Raw genomic sequence first — 16,089 nt, forward strand, 5'->3', positions numbered from 1 at the left:
CCGGGAAAAATGACGGCGAAACTTTCCGGGGCAAAAATGTACTCTATGCTCCTGGAAAAAGCAGGCCTGCAGGGCATCTGGCGGAAGGGAAACCGTATGTTCGATCTAATCGATGAAATTTCAGAACTGCTTTATGTCAGCGACCCCGGGACCTATGAATTGCTGTACCTGAACCAGGCGGGCAGGAAGGTGTTTGGGCTTTCCGATATTTCCGGGAAAAAATGTTATGAGGTTCTGCAGGGAAGGGATAAGCCCTGTGAATTTTGTACCAACGGCAAGCTGTCGGAAGATGAATTTTATGTATGGGACCATTATAATCCGGTTGTGGGCAGGCATTACCTTGTGAAGGATAAGCTGATTCCGTGGCAGGGAAAAATGGCGCGTATGGAAATCGCGCTTGACGTCACGGAAAAGGAAGAGCAGCGCATCCGGCTGGAAGAAGCCCTTGAGACCGAAAACCTGATTCTTTCGTGCGTAAAAAGCTTGCACGAAATAAAGCATGTGAACGAGGCAATCGGCTGCATCATGGAGCGGATCGGAACCGCCCTGCAGGCCGACCGCGTTTATATTTTTGAATTCGCGGGCAAAAAAATGACCAACACCTATGAATGGTGCGCGCCCCTTGTGGTTCCGCAAATAGAGAATCTCAAAAATATGCCGGTGTCGGTGGTAAGGCGCTGGATCGAGGCGTTCAAAGAGAACAAATGCATTTATATTGAGGATATTGAGGAAATCAAAAACCAATATCCGGAAGAATACGCTCCCCTGAAAGCGCAGGAAATTAAAAGCCTTGTGGTGGCGCCGCTCAATTCTAACGGGCGCCTCATGGGGTATATCGGGGTGGATAACCCGGGAGCGGAACCCGGCAGCCGCATCGAACCGGTGCTGGGAACCCTCGGCTATTTTCTGGCCTCCAGTATAGACCGGGTTCGCGCGGATATCATGCTGGAGAAGCTGAGCTTTGAGGACGTCCTGACCGGCCTCAATAACCGGCACAGGTTTATCCGCGATATTGATAAGCTGCAGGCGCAGGAAGTTCGCTCCATGGGCGTCGTATACCTTGATATCAACGGCCTGAAAACAGTAAATGACAGGCAGGGCCACGCCGCAGGCGATGAACGGCTCAAAAAAACGGCGGAATTGATCCGCTCTGTTTTCCCGGAAGAAAACGCCTACCGCATCGGCGGGGATGAATTTGTGGTTTGCTGCCCGGACGGAAGCGAAGGGGAATTTGAACACAAAGTGTTTGAGCTTAGAAACGGACTGCTTCTGAGCACGGAATGCAGCGCCTCGGTGGGAAGCAAGTGGGCGGAAGGCGCTGTCGACGTATGCCGCCTTATAACGGAAACCGAAGAACTCATGTATGAGAACAAAAAAAAGTATTACCACAACCAGTCCGTTGGCCGTTACCGCTGCTATACCGACGATACGCTCGAATTGAAAAAGGGCGAGGCGCTGGTTCGTGCGCTGAAAGAAAACAGGTTTATTGTCTACTTCCAGCCCAAGGTCAGCGTGGAAGACCGCAGCCTGATCGGGGCGGAAGCGCTTGTCCGGTATCTGGGCCACAGCGGAAAAATTGAAGAGCCCGACCATTTCATCCCGGTGCTTGAAAACGCACGGCTAATCAGCAATATCGATCTTTTTGTCTTGGACAAAACCTGTGAAATGGTCTCGGAATGGCTGGAAAATGGCTATCGGGTTCCGCCGGTGTCCGTCAATTTTTCGAGATATACGCTGCTCGAAAAAGATTTTGTGGGAAAAATAAGCGAAACGTGGAAGAGGCACGCCATCTCGCAGGAAATGATTGAGATTGAAATCACGGAGAGCGTCGAGGATGTGGGCGAAGAATATATGGAATGGATTATCCGCGAGATCAAGAAAGCGGGGTTCTCCGTTTCCATCGACGACTTTGGCGTAAAGTATGCGAATCTTGCGTTGCTTAAGAATGTGGATATCGATACGCTGAAGCTTGACCGGAGCATGCTTGTAAACATTGGGGAACAGAAAAAAACATGCAGCCTGATTGGCTCTGTGGTGCAGTTTTGCGCGGAAATGGGAATACAGTTTATCGCGGAAGGCGTTGAAACGGAAGAACAGTTCCGGATTTTGCAGGAGTTGAAATGCACGGGGGCGCAGGGCTTCCTGTTCGGCAGGCCGATGCCGGCGGAGGAATACCGGAAATTGCTGTCCGTCAATTAAATAAAAATGGCGAATGCGGTGCATTCGCCATTTTTTGTACGGTTTTAAGCCGCGGCCTGCTGCTGCCTGACGCCTGCGCGCCGGGTGACGAGCCAGCCGAACAGGAAGAAAAGGGCGGCGAAAACGATCCAGAAGAGGGCGGCGTTCATGAGACTGGAAGCCATCCATATAAAGATTTGCGCAAAGGCGGAAAGTGGCATGCCGGGAACCTCGGCGGCGCTCACGGTAAAGACCGCAAGCACGATCAGCCCGGCCGGAATGCAGATAGAGACGATCCACCTCGCCGCCTTGTTCATCCTGTAATATGCCCCGGCAATGAAATATCCAAGCGCCATCAACGCCATGTTGAGCGCAAGGAAGAACAGGAACTGCGCCCACGGGCTTTCTGTAAACAAGGGCTGCCATGTGGCGGGGGACAGACTGGGAATCGCGTCCACCGCGACGCCGAAGGCCGCTGTTACGGCGCTGGCAATCACGGAAAGAAGCAGGAAGCTGAGGAAATGCGTCCTGCGGGACACGCCGTTTGCAAAGGCGATATGCAGGTTCTCCGAAAAGGAGGAACAGCCGACGACGAAGAGGAAAAAGGCGCCGATGGCCGCGGCCCCGAAATTAAACGTACCAGTATAGCCCGACCCCGCCAGGGAGAAAAAGACGATCGTTAGGGTGACGGCCAGCGCCAGGAGAATGCCGTAAAATATCAGGAATGCGGTTGAATTTGCCTTCAATTGCCACAGGGTCATCTGTTTGAGTTTCATATTGTTTTCCTCTCTTTCTTACGCGTTTGTCAGGTGGATGAAGAGCTGCTGCAAATCAAGCGGGGTAACCGTAAGGTTTTCCGGCACTGCACCGCGGTCGCCGAGTATATGCGCTAGCATCAGTCCGCCGATTTCCTGGGTGCCCAGTATGTTTTTTCCCGAAGACCAGGCAAGGACGTCCTCTTTCCTGCCGGATACCGTAAATCCCATATCCTGGATTTCCTCGGCGGGCCGGTCAAGGAGGATCGTGCCGTCCTTGATGATGACGACATGCCCGATAAGGGCAGACACCTCTTCGATCAGATGTGTGGAGAGGATCACAGTGCAGGGCTTTTCCGCATAGCGCGCGAGAAGTTCTTCATAGAAAAGCTGCCGGTGGTTTGCATCCAGCCCCAAAACCGGTTCGTCGAACAGGAGGTATTCCGCGCCCGATGCAAGCGTCGCAACCAGCTTGGCAATGGAACGGTAACCTGTGGAAAGCTGGCCGAATTTCTTCCCGGGGTCGAGCCCGAATTTTGCCGCGAGCCCGTTTGCGTAATCCGTATCAAAACCGGGATTGAAAAGCTTCGACCATTCAAACATGCGCCGAACCCGTACGGAAGGCTCATACAGGGTATCTTCGCTCATGTAAGAAATGCGCCCGAGCGCCGTGTCGTTTTCCATCGCGGGCATGCCGTCCACATACAAAAAACCCTCCGACGGGATAAGGCGGTTCGTAATCAGGTTCAAAAGGGTCGATTTCCCGGCTCCGTTCCGCCCGAGGAGGCCGTAAATACGGTTTTCCCCAAAGCTTACGTTAAGCCTTTTAAGCGCGGTAACATGCCTGAATTTTTTGGTAATATTTTTTGCTTCGATCATTTTCCTGCTCCTTCCGTTATCATGCGTATAATCTCATCCGGGGTGATTTCCAGCTTTTTCGCTTCCGCCAAAAGTGCGCAGACGTAATCATCGAAAAAAGCCCGCCTTCTTTTGGCGCGGACTTTTTCCTTTGCGCCCTCCCTGACAAACATGCCGACGCCGCGCCTTTTATAAAGGATACCGCCGTCCACAAGGAGCGTCATGCCCTTCAGCACCGTCGCCGGGTTAATCTTATAAAGCGTCGAAATTTCAGTGGTGGACGGAACCTGCGTATCCTCGGGAAACACGCCCGAAAGGATAGAGTCTTCAATTTGATCCGCGATTTGAAGGTAAATGGGAATCCCGTTTTCAAAATCGAGCTTCATGGCTGTCTCCTTAATTAGTTAGTTACTTATGTAATTAACTATAAAGGCGAAAACAAAATCTGTCAAGAAGTTTTTTTTACTTAAAGCGCAAGGGGGTCAAAAGCGGGAACGCATGGAAACTGGTATAAAAAAAGCCCTGCGCAGGCAGGGAGGGGCTGTGTTCCGGTTAAAGAACCATAACAAGGGTACCCAGCGTAATCAGGATTCCGCCGATTACCGTTTTGGCGGTGACCGCTTCCTTCAGGATGATAAAAGCGAGCACCATACTGATTACAACGCTGAATTTGTCGATAGGCACAACCTTTGAAGCATCCCCAAGCTGGAGCGCCTTAAAGTAAAAAAGCCAGGAAAGGCCGGTTGCAATTCCGGACAGGATCAGGAAAATCCAGGATTTTGCCGTAATATTTGGAATCTGGCACTGCGAACCCGTTACAAATACAATGCCCCAAGCCATTATGAGGACGACAACCGTACGGATTGCGGTGGCGAGGTTGGAATTCATATCCTGGATGCCGATTTTGGCAAGAATTGCAGTGGCGGCGGCGAAAACCGCAGAAAGGAGCGCGAATACAATCCACATGTTTTTTCCTCCTCGCAATGTATTCACAAAACCACCCCATTAAAAAAGCCGCATAACTGCGGCCTTGAAAATCTGTTACAGTTCCTTTTGCAGCATAAGGATTTCTTCACCGTTCAGGATTTCGCTTTGCATGCTGTCGCTTGCGACGAAGCCGAGCTGCTCGCGGTAAACCTTAAGCGCGCGGTAGTTGGAAGGATCGACGTTAACCTCCACAAGCCGGATGCCGAACGCGCGCATATCCGCAAAGGCAATATTCAGCAGGGATGTCCCGAGGTTCGGGTATGCCTGCGGATCAATGATGTTGATGCTGTGCAGGAACACCTTGTCCGGATTGTCAAAATTGCGCATAAAATAAACCGCGCCGAGAATTTCGTCATATTCCACAGCGACATAAACGCGCGCATGGCGCAGCATCGCAATCAGGTCAAAGACGTCGAGGGCGCCGCTGTCGTAGGAAGAATTTTCGATCTGGATCAACTGTTCCACCAAATCAAAATCCCGTTCTTTTATATGAAAATATTCGATTGCCATTCCTTTATCCTCCGGTTGCGCAGAAAATGCACGCTAAAATTCTCTGATACAAAAGAATTATACCCAAAAACCTCGTATATTGCAAGCGCAGCGTCCTATTCCCCTGATTTACCCGGCAAGGGCGGCTGGGAATCCGGCGGGGGGTATTGTGCGGCATGAACCGCATCCGCGGGCGACAGCATTTTCTCCGAAAAGCTGAACGCGTCTTTTTCACCGATAATAATATGGTCGAGCAGGGTGACGGACACCGTATCCATCGCCGCCGCAACCTGCCGCGTCATGGCGATATCTTTTTTACTCGGCTGTGCGCTGCCGCCGGGATGATTGTGCGCAAGCAGGATTTTTTCGGCGCCGGTGCGCACCACGACTTCCATAACCTGCCGGATGGAAACGGGGGCCTCGGTTGCACTACCGCGGGAAAGGCGCTCGGTGTGCCGGACGCGGAAACGCGGATCGAGGCATACGATATAAAGCTCTTCCTTCATTTTTCCCCGGAACAGGAGGCACGCATAGTCGATTGCGGCCTGGACCGAGGAAAGGGCGGCCTGCTCTTCCATATCCTTGAGCCAGTATTTCCGGGCAAGCTCCGACTGGAGCTTTATGAGCACCGCCGCGCTTTCGCCGATTCCCGCGGTTTGCGCCAAGTCCGCGGGGTCCGCGTCAAACACATTCCGCAGGCTTCCGAAACGGTCTAAAAGTTCGTGCGCGAGGGCATTGGTGTCACGGCGGGGAAGCGCATAAAAAAGCAGGAGCTCGAGCGCCTCGTGCTCCTCAAAGGAATCGAGGCCGTGCCCCAGGAACCGGTTTCTGAGCCGTTCGCGATGTCCGTCATGAATGGAAATGCCGCTCACCTCACTGGAAAATCTTTCAAATAATTAATTCGCCGCGGACTCCGGCGATTCCTTGTCGTGCGGCGCATACGGTTAAAAAAGAAAAAAACGGTGTATATCCGCTATAAAATCTGTTATAATATATCATGTTTCTTTTTATGTTGCAAAGATAGATAAAGGAGAGGAAAACAATGCTCGAGTTTTCACTGGCACCGCGCAAAGATGAAATGATAGAAGCCTTGTGCAAAATACTTTCCATTGAAAGTGTGAAAAGCGCGCCGCAGGGAAATATGCCCTACGGGAAGGGTGTGTTTGATGCGCTCATCAAAACCCTTAACATTGCGGAAAAACTCGATTTTGACAGTGTGAATTTCTACTCCCATCTTGGATATGTGGAATATGGCGACGGAGACGAGCTCTTTGGAATCGTGACGCACCTCGACGTCGTGCCCGCGGGGGACGGATGGACTTTCCCGCCCTTTGAGGGAACGGTAAAGGACGGCCGCATCTACGGACGCGGGGCAATTGACGACAAAGGCCCGGCGATTGCCGCGCTGTTTGCGCTTTCCGCGATAAAAGAAAATTGTATCAGCCTCAATAAACGCGTACGCATTATTTTCGGGTGCGATGAGGAAAGCGGCTGGTCGGATATGGATTTTTATAAGGCGAACGGAGGCGAAATTCCCAATATGGCGATTTCGCCGGATGCGGAATTCCCCATTATCAATGCCGAAAAGGGGCTGCTGCAGCTTAAGGCGGTAAAGAAGGCATATCACGGGGAGGGAGACGGCCTTGCCGTGGAATCCCTGCAGGCAGGCGAGCGCGTGAACGTCGTGCCCGCGGTATGCACCTGCAAAATCACAGGCAATACCAAAGCGGTCCGGCAAATGATGGACCTGTTCAATGAAGATTCCCCCGTAAAGATCGCTGCGGAGGAAGCGGCAGATGGCCTGCTCCTGACCGCGCACGGCGTTTCCGCACACGGCTCAAAGCCGGAGGACGGGAAAAATGCGCTTGCGTTTATGATCCTGTTTCTGAATACGCTGCCCCTCAAAAAGAACGCGGTTTCCGATGCGGTTTACGAGCTGGCGGAGTATATCGGGATGCAAACGGACGGCACGCACCTTGGAATTGCCGCAAAGGATGAATCCGGCGCGCTTTCGCTGAATCTCGGTTATTTCAAGACAACGGAGGAAGGCGTTGAAGCGGGAATCGATATCCGCTATCCGATCCATACGAAAAAGGAAACGGTTATGGATGCGATTCGCAGCCGGATGAAAGAGCTTTCGGTGGAAGAGGTTTTTTCACGTCCGCCGCATTATGTGCCCGAGGATTCGCCGCTTGTCGCAGGGCTCAAGCAGGCGTACGAGGAAGTGACGGGCGAGAAAGCCTATTGCATGACGATGGGCGGGGCGACCTATGCGCGCGCCTTTCCGAATTCCGTCGCCTTCGGGGCGCTGTTCCCGGGACAGCAGGGGACGGAGCACCAGGCCGACGAATATATTGAAATCGATTCGCTGCTGAAAACGGCGGATATCATTGCCAACGCCATTTTGGTGCTGTGCAAATAGAAATGACGACAGGGGAGTTTTTGGATGAAGTGCTTGACAAGTGACGAACTGAGACAAATGTATCTGGATTTTTTCAAGAGCAAGGGGCATGCGGTAATTAAAAGCGCGTCCCTGATCCCGGAGAACGATCCGACGGTGCTCTTTACAACGGCGGGAATGCATCCGCTCGTTCCATACCTGCTGGGGGAGACCCATCCGGCGGGAACGCGGCTTACAGACGTACAAAAGTGCGTGCGTACCGGCGATATTGATGAAGTGGGCGACGAAAGCCACTGCACGTTTTTTGAAATGCTGGGCAACTGGTCGCTCGGGGACTATTTTAAAAAAGAGGCGATCACGTGGAGCTTTGAATTCCTGACGGATGAAAAGTATCTTGGGATCGATAAGGATAAACTGTATTTCAGCTGCTTTGCCGGGGACGGCGACGCCCCGCGCGATACGGTGGCATATGATACGTGGCGTTCCCTTGGCGTTGCGGAAGACCACATTTTTTTCCTGCCCAAGGAAAATAACTGGTGGGGGCCGGCAGGCATCACCGGGCCGTGCGGACCGGATACCGAAATGTTTATCGATACGGGGAAACCGGCTTGCGGGCCGGATTGCAGCCCGGCGTGCGATTGCGGGAAATATCTCGAAATCTGGAACGACGTATTCATGGAATATAACAAACAGGCGGATGGGACTTATGTGCCCCTCGAGCAGAAGAACGTGGATACGGGCATGGGGCTCGACCGTACGATTGCAATTTTGCAGGGAAAAGGCTCCGTTTATGAGACGGATGTCTTTGCTCCCATCATTGCTAAAATCGAGGAACTTTCCGGCAAAAAATACGAGGGCGCGGACGAAGACACAAGGAAAGCGTTCCGCATTGTTGCGGACCATATGCGCTGCGCAACCTTCATGATCGGCGACGAGCGGGGAATTACCCCTTCCAATGTAGACCAGGGCTATGTATTGCGGCGGCTCCTGCGCCGGGCGATCCGGTTTTCCGGAAAGCTGGGGATTGCGGAAGGCAGCCTGCCCGAAATCGCAAAGGTCGTTATCGAAAAGTATGCGCATGCATACGGGGAACTGAAAACCAATGAAAATAAGATACTGACGGAGATTGCCAAGGAAGAGGAACGCTTCCAAAAGACGATCACGCAGGGCCTGAAGGAGTTTGAAAAGACGGTTGAACGCCTTGAAGGCGACACCATAGACGGGAAAAGCGCCTTCCGGCTGTACGATACGTTTGGATTCCCGATTGAGTTCACGCTCGAGCTTGCCGCGGAACGCGGCCTCAAGGTGGATAAGGAAGGCTTCGACAAGGCTTTCGAGCATCACCAGGAACTTTCCCATGCAGGGGCGGAACAGCGCTTTAAAGGCGGCCTTGCAGACACCAGCGAGCAGACGGCGCGCCTGCACACGGCGACCCACCTTCTCAATGCGGCGCTGCGCAAAATCCTGAGCGAAGATATCGTGCAGAAGGGCTCCAATATCACGGCGGAGCGCTTGCGGTTTGATTTCAACTTCCCGCGCAAGGTGGAGCGCGATGAGCTCGACCAGCTGGAAGCATACGTGAACGAGGCGATCGACGCCGGGCTCGATGTGATCGAGGAGGAAATGTCCGTGGAGGAAGCGAAAAAGCAGGGAGCAATGGGCGTGTTTGATTCCAAATACGGCGACCTTGTAAAGGTATATACGATTCCGGGATATTCCAAGGAAATCTGCGGCGGTCCGCACGCAAAGAATACGTCGGAGCTGGGGCATTTCAAGATCAAGAAGGAACAGAGCAGCAGCGCGGGCGTGCGCAGGATCAAAGCCGTGCTGGATTAAGGACAGACAGAATACTTTAAAACAGCCAAAGGCCGGTTTCACCGAAATGTGTGAAGCCGGTCCTTTTTATGTACGCGGACCCTTGCACAGGTGTGCGGGCGCCATCACCGCAAAGCATAAGGCAGTTTAGCGGAAGGAAAAGAAAAATTTGAAAAACGGCTTTTTTTTTGAAAAAGCTATTGACAGATGAAACATGAGGTGGTAAGTTAGATACAAAGATACCCACGAGTGCAAATTGAATAAACTGAAGTAATGGATGGCCAGATATGAGTGAAATGAGCAAGCCTGCCGCAACGCTTAAGGATGTTGCACTTCGTTCCGGTTACGCGTTGAGAACGGTAAAAAAAGTAATGAACGGCGACACAAGCGTCCGGGAGAAAACCCGTGAGGCCGTACTCCGGGCCGCAAACGAGCTGAATTACAAAAAGAACCGCCTGGCAAGCGCGCTGGCACAGCAAAAAAGCGTAAAGGTCGCTATCGTTTATTCAAAGGTGACAAAGACATATTTCCCGGAAATCAAGGAAGGTTTTTTACAGTTTACGGAAGAGTTTAAAGACTTTGGGTTATCGATAGAAATATCTGAGATTCCTGTGAAGGGATGGCAATACCAATACCAGGTATTGGAGAAACTGCTTTGCAGGGAGGATATCGACGGGGTTATCCTGCAGCCGACCAACACGACAAAGCTCAACGACATCATCCACGAGCTTACCGCCAATGGCAAGCCTGTAATTACCTTCGGGGCGGACGCCCCGGCGAGCGACCGCATCTGTTATGTGGGGCCGGACGCTTACCGGGCCGGGCGCATCGGCGGGCAGCTGCTTGCGAATTACATCGGGAAAAAGGGAAACGTATGCGTGGTGATGCAGACAATCGAGCATATGCAGACGATCTACCGCAAGCATGGCTTTACCGATTACCTGCAGGAGCATTGCCCCAAAATCAGTATATCCGAGCTTACGATAGCGGACGATTCCGGCCTTTATGTGGATACAGTCCACAATTTTTTAAAGGAAAACGATGATTTTTCCGGAATCTTTTGTACAGACGCGAATACATACCTGATCGGCGAAATGATACGCGAGACAAGGAAAAAGGACGTAAAGCTGGTCGGCTTCGACCTTTCAGCGGAGGCGATCGAGCTGATGAAACAGGAATATATCGACGTAATCATAGACCAGAAGCCAAAACTTTTTTCGTATGCGGCCCTGGAAACGATGTTCCGGTATCTCTATAACAACGAACAGCCGGTGAAAAAAATCATTCATACGGATTTGTCAATTCTCACAAGCGAATGCTTTAACGGACTCTCTCTATAATTAAAAAAAGTAATGCGTTCGGGGGCGTGTTTTTTTGATAAAAAATGCACTCGAGTGCAAAAATAAAGTTTCTGCGGGCGGTACAAGTTCAGGCTGCCTAAATAATAAGAAAGGGGAATATGGCACAGGACCGGTAGCCATATAAAAAAGGAAACATGAGCAGGCAAGGAGCAGAAAACACATTACAGATCAAAAAAAGCGGTTTTAAAAAATGCATGGAGGCAAGGGAATTCACGCTGGCGGTTTTATTACTGGCGATTATCGTATTGCTCTCGGTTACAACAAAGGATTTTGCCAATCCGGCAAACGTCAGGGTGCTGCTTCTGGGAATGACGTCCGACCTCATCATCGCCGTGCCGATGGGCATATCGCTGATCGCGGGGAACATCGACTTCTCTGTCGGCTCCACAATGGGGCTGGCCAGCGTGCTTGGCGGCATGATTATCAACGCAACGGGAAACGCGGTGGCCGGGATCGTGGCGGCGCTCCTCATAGGCGCGGTGTTGGGCATCATCAATGCGGTCATGATCTGCCACCTTCATGTCACCCCCCTCGTGGCTACGCTTGGCACGTGGATGGCATATAAAGGACTGCAAAAGGTTATTGCGGCAAATGCCATTGCAAATTTCCCGTCAGACTTTTTTGCGCTCGGCCGCACGGAATTCAATTTCTTTGGCGTAAGCGTGCCGATCAGCATCATTTATATGCTCGCGGTGTTCGTCGTGGGAATATTCGTGCTGAAAAAGGTCAATTTCTTCCATAACGCCTACTTCATCGGCAGCAATAAAGATTCCGCACGGCTCGCGGGCATCAACATCACGAAGTTCACTTACGTCTCCTACATGATTACGGGTATCCTGGCGGCGTTCGCAGGGATGGTGCTGGTTTCAAGGCTTGGCACCGCAAGCCAGACGATCGGCTCGGGCCTCGAGTTCCGCATCGTGGTTGCGCTCCTCGTGGGCGGCCTTTCGATGGACGGCGGCGAAGGTTCGATGATCGGGATCGGCATGGGCGTCTTGCTGATGCAAATCATAAGCAACGCGCTGGTGCTGACGGGGATCAATCCGAACTATTCGGAGGTTATCATCGGCGCGATTCTGGTCCTGTCGGTCGGTATCGACCAGATCAACAAGCGGCGGCGTGCAAAGGCGCGCGCATAGGGTGGTGATACTATGGCAAATGCAATCGAACTGAAAGATATAAAAAAGGGATTCGCCGGTGTGCAGGCCCTGAAGGGCGTGAGCTTTGCGATCAAAAAGGGAAGCGTGCATGCGCTGATCGGCGAGAACGGCGCCGGAAAATCCACGCTGATGAAGATACTGTCCGGCGCACAGCGCGCGGACTCGGGCGAGATATTTGTCGACGGCAAAAAGGCGGATATTGCAAACCCGATCGTAGCGACAGAGCTTGGCATCGGCATCGTATACCAGGAGCTGAACAACTTCATGCACCTGGATGTTGCCAGCAATGTGCTTTCGCACGGGCTGCCGCAGAAACACGGCATGATTAATTACGACAAAATGTATGCGCAGGCGCGGGAAATACTCGATAACATCGGGCTTACGCACATCAGCGAGAAGGACACGATGAGCAACCTGAGCCTGGGGGCGCAGCAGATGTGCGAAATCGCGGGAATCGTTTCCAAAAACGCGGATATCGTAATCCTTGACGAGCCGACCTCGGCCCTCACGGAAACGGAAACGAAAAAGCTGTTCGAGATCATCGCGGACATCAAGTCCCGGGGGGTTACGGTCATTTATATTTCGCACAAGCTGGACGAAGTATTATACCTCGCCGACGAAATTACCGTATTAAAGGACGGGGAGCACGTAACAACCTTTGAAAAAACGCCGCAGACCACCAAGGAAGAGCTGGTGCGGTATATGGTCGGGCGCGATGTGGAATACGATTACAAGGTGGGAACCAGTGAAATCGGGGAAGTGATACTCCGCGCCAACAAGCTGAACAGGGGAAAAATGGTACGGGACGTCGACCTCGAGCTTCACAGGGGCGAGATACTTGGAATCGCCGGGCTGGAAGGCTCGGGCAGGACGGAGCTTTTGGAAACGCTGTTTGGATGCTACCGGGCGGAAAGCGGGGAAATCGAGGTCGAAGGCAAAAAGCGCACGATCAAAAACCCCATGGAAGCCAAAAAATGCAAAATGGCGTATATCACCAAGGAGCGTAAAATACTGGGGCTGTTCCTGGGGCTGAGCGTCAACAGCAACATTGTGGCGGCAAGCACGGAGCAGTTCAGTAAAAACGGGATGGTGCAGTACCAGGACATCAGGAAAAATACGGAAAAGTATGTGGATGCGATGTCCATCAAAATCAGCGATATAAACCAGAACGTGATGGACCTATCGGGCGGCAACCAGCAAAAGGTGCTGCTTGCAATGTGGATGACCACAAATCCGGACATTATCATGATCGACGAACCGACCCGCGGCGTGGACGTAGGCGCGAAAGCGGAAATCCATGCGCTGCTCCGCAAAATGGCGGTGGACGGCAAGGCAATCATACTGGTGTCGTCGGAAATGTCGGAGCTGATCGCCTCGTGCGATAAGATCGTATGTATGTTCGAAGGAAAAATTACGGGCATACTGGATAATAAGGAAGCCGGCGAGGAATCGATCATGAAGCTGGTATCAGGACTTTCCTAGGAATAAGAACTATTTTCCTAAGATATAAAAAATAAGGAGGAAATGATTATGAAACGGAAAAAGACAATGGGCCTGGTCGCAATGTGCCTTATCATGGCAATGCTGGTCCTGGTGGGCTGTGCAAACGGCGGAGCCGCCACACCCAGCGAGGGCACGGGCGAGAGCGGCGCAGCGGCATCGGCCGGCGGCGCGGCGAGCGGGGCGGACGAGGAATATGCCGTCATCATGAGCCTCAACCAGCTCGAGTTCTTTGATGCTCTTAAGGCCGGCGTGAACGACGCGTGTGCGGAAACGGGCGCAAAGTGGTACTTTGCAGGGCCGCAGGAGGCGCAGCCGGATAAAACGGCGGAAGCGATCGACCAGGCGGTTGCCAAGGGTGTTACGGGCATTATCCTGCACGGACAGTTTGAAGAAACCGGCCCCTCGGTGGACGCGGCGATTGCGGCGGGCGTGCCCGTGATTATCGTCAATTCCGACGTAACGTCAAACCGGCTTTCCTTCATTGGCTGCGAACCGTATAACAACGGTTACAACATGGGCAAGGAACTCGCCGAGCGCGTCGGCGGAAAAGGAACGGTAATCGTTGCGAACTCGCTTTCCCTCGGACAGAAATCCGCGGAAGACAACCAGGACGGCTGCCTTGCGGCGCTGGCTGAATACCCGGACATCAAGGTTGTGGAAGTAGACGATAAGGCAGACTCGACAATCGCACCGACGGCGATCGGCACGGCGCTGCAGGCAAATCCCGACGCAGTGGGCATCGTAGGCGTAGATGCGGTATCCGGCGTAGGCGCGGCGACAGCCGTACGCGAAGCGGGGCTCAGCGGCAAGGTGACAATCGTGTGCAGGGACAGGGACGCGGCGACCTTGGAACTGATTAAGAACGGGGAAATCGCGGCTTCCTTTGCACAGAATTCCTATGTGGAAGGCTACATTGCAACCAAATGGCTGCACGACTATGTGAACGGGAACTTCAAGGTCGTGGAAGATTACCTCGGCGCGGGGATCAATCCGATTCCGCCGAATGTGGACTCCGGGTCGATCATCATCACGCAGGACAATGTAGAACAGTTTGAAAAGAAATACGAATACCAGACGACGGCTTAACACAAAATTTGTATGGGATGGCGCGGGCATACGGGAAACGGGCCGTATGCCCGCAATGAGGAAACGTTATGAGGGATACCAGAATAGGGCTGCTGCCGCTTTACGTGGAGCTGTACGACAAGACGGTGCCGCAGGTGCGCCCGCAGATCGACGAATTCCACCAAAAAGTGGTCAGGGCGCTTAAGGGCGCGCAGCTTACCGTGCACACAAGCAGTGTGTGCAGGACGAAAAAAGAATTTCAAAGCGCGGTACAGGCATTTGCCGATGCGGACGTAGACGCGATCGTCACGCTGCACCTTGCCTATTCCCCGTCGCTGGAATCGGAGGACGCGCTGAAAAACGTGGACTGTCCGATCTTGATATTGGATACGACGCCGAGCTATTGCTTCGACCAGTCTACGGACGAAGCCCAGATCATGCTCAATCACGGCATACACGGCGTACAGGATATGTGCAATCTTTTGAAACGCAATAATAAGGTATATTCGGTGTTCGCGGGGCATATCGAACATTCGGACGTGATCGCCCGCATCAAAAAAGCGGCGGATATGGCAAAAGCGGCCAAAAGGTTTAAAACGGCGCGGGTGGGCATCATCGGAGAACCGTTTGAAGGCATGGGGGATTTCCAGGTGCAGGAGCGCGAGATGCGCGACCATTTGGGAATCGAGGCCGTGCGGTACGACTGGGAACAGGGCGCGAAGCGCATGCGGGAAGTATCCCAGGAGCAGATCGACGAAGAATTTGAGAAAGACGTGCAGGACTTTGAGGTCGATAAGGGCCTTAAAAAGGAGGTTTACGACCGCTCGGCGCGAACGGGGCTTGGCGTGCGCGAATGGGTACGCGACGAGGAACTTTCGGCATTTACGATCAACTTCCTTGCAACCGCAGGCTCGCGGCCGGGGCTTCCGGTCATGCCGTTTGTGGAGTGCTGCAAGGCGATGACTGCGGGAATCGGCTACGCCGGGGAAGGCGACGTGATTACAGCGGGGCTGGTGGGCGCGCTCCTCAGCGCGAATCCCTGCGTGACCTTCTCGGAAATGTTCTGCCCGGACTGGAAAAACGGCAGCGTATTCATGAGCCATATGGGCGAATTCAATTATAACGTCGCTTCCGGGAAACCCTTCCTGACAGAAAAGGAATTTGAATTTACGGATGCGGAAAACCCGACCGTAGCCTACAGCACCATGAAGGGCGGCAAGGCGGTCCTTGTGAACCTAGCGCCGCTTGAAAACGGAAGGTTCCTGCTTCTCATCAAAACGGGGGAAATGATTCGTATCGACGGGGAAAACAAGCTGGGCGAAGCTGTAAACGGCTGGTTCAAACCGGAAGGCGGGCTCGGGAATTTCCTGGAAGAGTACAGCAAAAACGGCGGCACGCACCATAATGTGATCGTGTATGGCGAAACGCCGGAGGCCCTTGAATATTTTGCGGAATACTGCGGAATGGAAGCAATTATACTGTAAAGGGAAAAGGCGGATGCCTTGGCTTACAACGAA

At 52.8% G+C, this 16,089-nt stretch carries 14 protein-coding genes; 8 read left to right on the plus strand and 6 right to left on the minus strand.

The genetic code is table 11. From position 1 onward, the window contains the following. Positions 1 to 9: 9 nt before the first annotated feature. Positions 10 to 2,199 carry a sensor domain-containing phosphodiesterase gene (locus BBD38_RS08590; protein ID WP_082989571.1) on the plus strand — a complete coding sequence of 730 codons (2,190 nt, stop codon included), beginning with the start codon at positions 10 to 12 and terminating at the stop codon, positions 2,197 to 2,199. 44 nt (positions 2,200 to 2,243) lie between these two features. Here BBD38_RS08590 and BBD38_RS08595 read toward each other — a convergent pair whose 3' ends face one another. The 6 genes from BBD38_RS08595 to radC form a co-directional block, all read right to left on the minus strand. Further along, positions 2,244 to 2,954, minus strand: coding sequence for a hypothetical protein (locus tag BBD38_RS08595; protein WP_066686819.1), 711 nt, complete (start codon positions 2,952 to 2,954; stop codon positions 2,244 to 2,246). 18 nt (positions 2,955 to 2,972) lie between these two features. Then, positions 2,973 to 3,812, minus strand: coding sequence for an ATP-binding cassette domain-containing protein (locus tag BBD38_RS08600; protein ID WP_066686822.1), 840 nt, complete (start codon positions 3,810 to 3,812; stop codon positions 2,973 to 2,975). Next, on the minus strand, positions 3,809 to 4,177 hold the full coding sequence (locus tag BBD38_RS08605) for a GntR family transcriptional regulator (protein WP_066686825.1): 369 nt from the start codon (positions 4,175 to 4,177) through the stop codon (positions 3,809 to 3,811). The genes BBD38_RS08600 and BBD38_RS08605 overlap by 4 nt, the downstream gene beginning before the upstream one ends. A gap of 166 nt (positions 4,178 to 4,343) precedes the next feature. Next, positions 4,344 to 4,757 carry an EamA family transporter gene (locus BBD38_RS08610; RefSeq protein WP_066686827.1) on the minus strand — a complete coding sequence of 138 codons (414 nt, stop codon included), beginning with the start codon at positions 4,755 to 4,757 and terminating at the stop codon, positions 4,344 to 4,346. A 75-nt stretch (positions 4,758 to 4,832) separates the two neighbouring features. Continuing rightward, positions 4,833 to 5,288, minus strand: coding sequence for a GNAT family N-acetyltransferase (locus tag BBD38_RS08615; RefSeq protein ID WP_066686829.1), 456 nt, complete (start codon positions 5,286 to 5,288; stop codon positions 4,833 to 4,835). 95 nt (positions 5,289 to 5,383) lie between these two features. After that, on the minus strand, positions 5,384 to 6,139 hold the full coding sequence (gene radC, locus BBD38_RS08620) for a RadC family protein (protein WP_066686831.1): 756 nt from the start codon (positions 6,137 to 6,139) through the stop codon (positions 5,384 to 5,386). A gap of 170 nt (positions 6,140 to 6,309) precedes the next feature. Here radC and pepV point away from each other — a divergent pair, with 170 nt between their 5' ends. The 7 genes from pepV to BBD38_RS08655 all read left to right on the plus strand — a co-directional run bounded on the left by pepV (position 6,310) and on the right by BBD38_RS08655 (position 16,056). Next, positions 6,310 to 7,689, plus strand: coding sequence for a dipeptidase PepV (pepV, locus tag BBD38_RS08625; protein ID WP_066686834.1), 1,380 nt, complete (start codon positions 6,310 to 6,312; stop codon positions 7,687 to 7,689). A 24-nt stretch (positions 7,690 to 7,713) separates the two neighbouring features. After that, on the plus strand, positions 7,714 to 9,504 hold the full coding sequence (locus BBD38_RS08630; protein ID WP_066686837.1) for an alanine--tRNA ligase: 1,791 nt from the start codon (positions 7,714 to 7,716) through the stop codon (positions 9,502 to 9,504). Positions 9,505 to 9,770: 266 nt separating this feature from the next. Then, the gene (locus BBD38_RS08635; protein WP_066686840.1) at positions 9,771 to 10,823 is read left to right on the plus strand and encodes a LacI family DNA-binding transcriptional regulator; all 1,053 of its coding nucleotides are present in this window, start codon (positions 9,771 to 9,773) and stop codon (positions 10,821 to 10,823) included. 155 nt (positions 10,824 to 10,978) lie between these two features. Continuing rightward, a complete protein-coding gene (locus BBD38_RS08640) occupies positions 10,979 to 11,983 on the plus strand; it encodes an ABC transporter permease (protein WP_066686844.1) in 1,005 nt (334 codons plus the stop codon). A gap of 12 nt (positions 11,984 to 11,995) precedes the next feature. Continuing rightward, on the plus strand, positions 11,996 to 13,486 hold the full coding sequence (locus tag BBD38_RS08645) for a sugar ABC transporter ATP-binding protein (protein ID WP_066686848.1): 1,491 nt from the start codon (positions 11,996 to 11,998) through the stop codon (positions 13,484 to 13,486). Positions 13,487 to 13,534: 48 nt separating this feature from the next. Then, positions 13,535 to 14,593: a substrate-binding domain-containing protein gene (locus BBD38_RS08650; protein ID WP_066686852.1), complete on the plus strand. Its 1,059-nt coding sequence runs from the start codon at positions 13,535 to 13,537 to the stop codon at positions 14,591 to 14,593. Positions 14,594 to 14,661: 68 nt separating this feature from the next. Then, complete coding sequence (locus BBD38_RS08655; protein WP_066686855.1) at positions 14,662 to 16,056, plus strand: L-arabinose isomerase family protein; 1,395 nt, start codon at positions 14,662 to 14,664, stop codon at positions 16,054 to 16,056. The last annotated feature ends 33 nt before the right edge of the window (positions 16,057 to 16,089 follow it).

This window comes from Christensenella intestinihominis, assembly GCF_001678845.1.
In the GTDB taxonomy this organism is placed as follows: Bacteria; Bacillota; Clostridia; order Christensenellales; family Christensenellaceae; genus Christensenella; species Christensenella intestinihominis.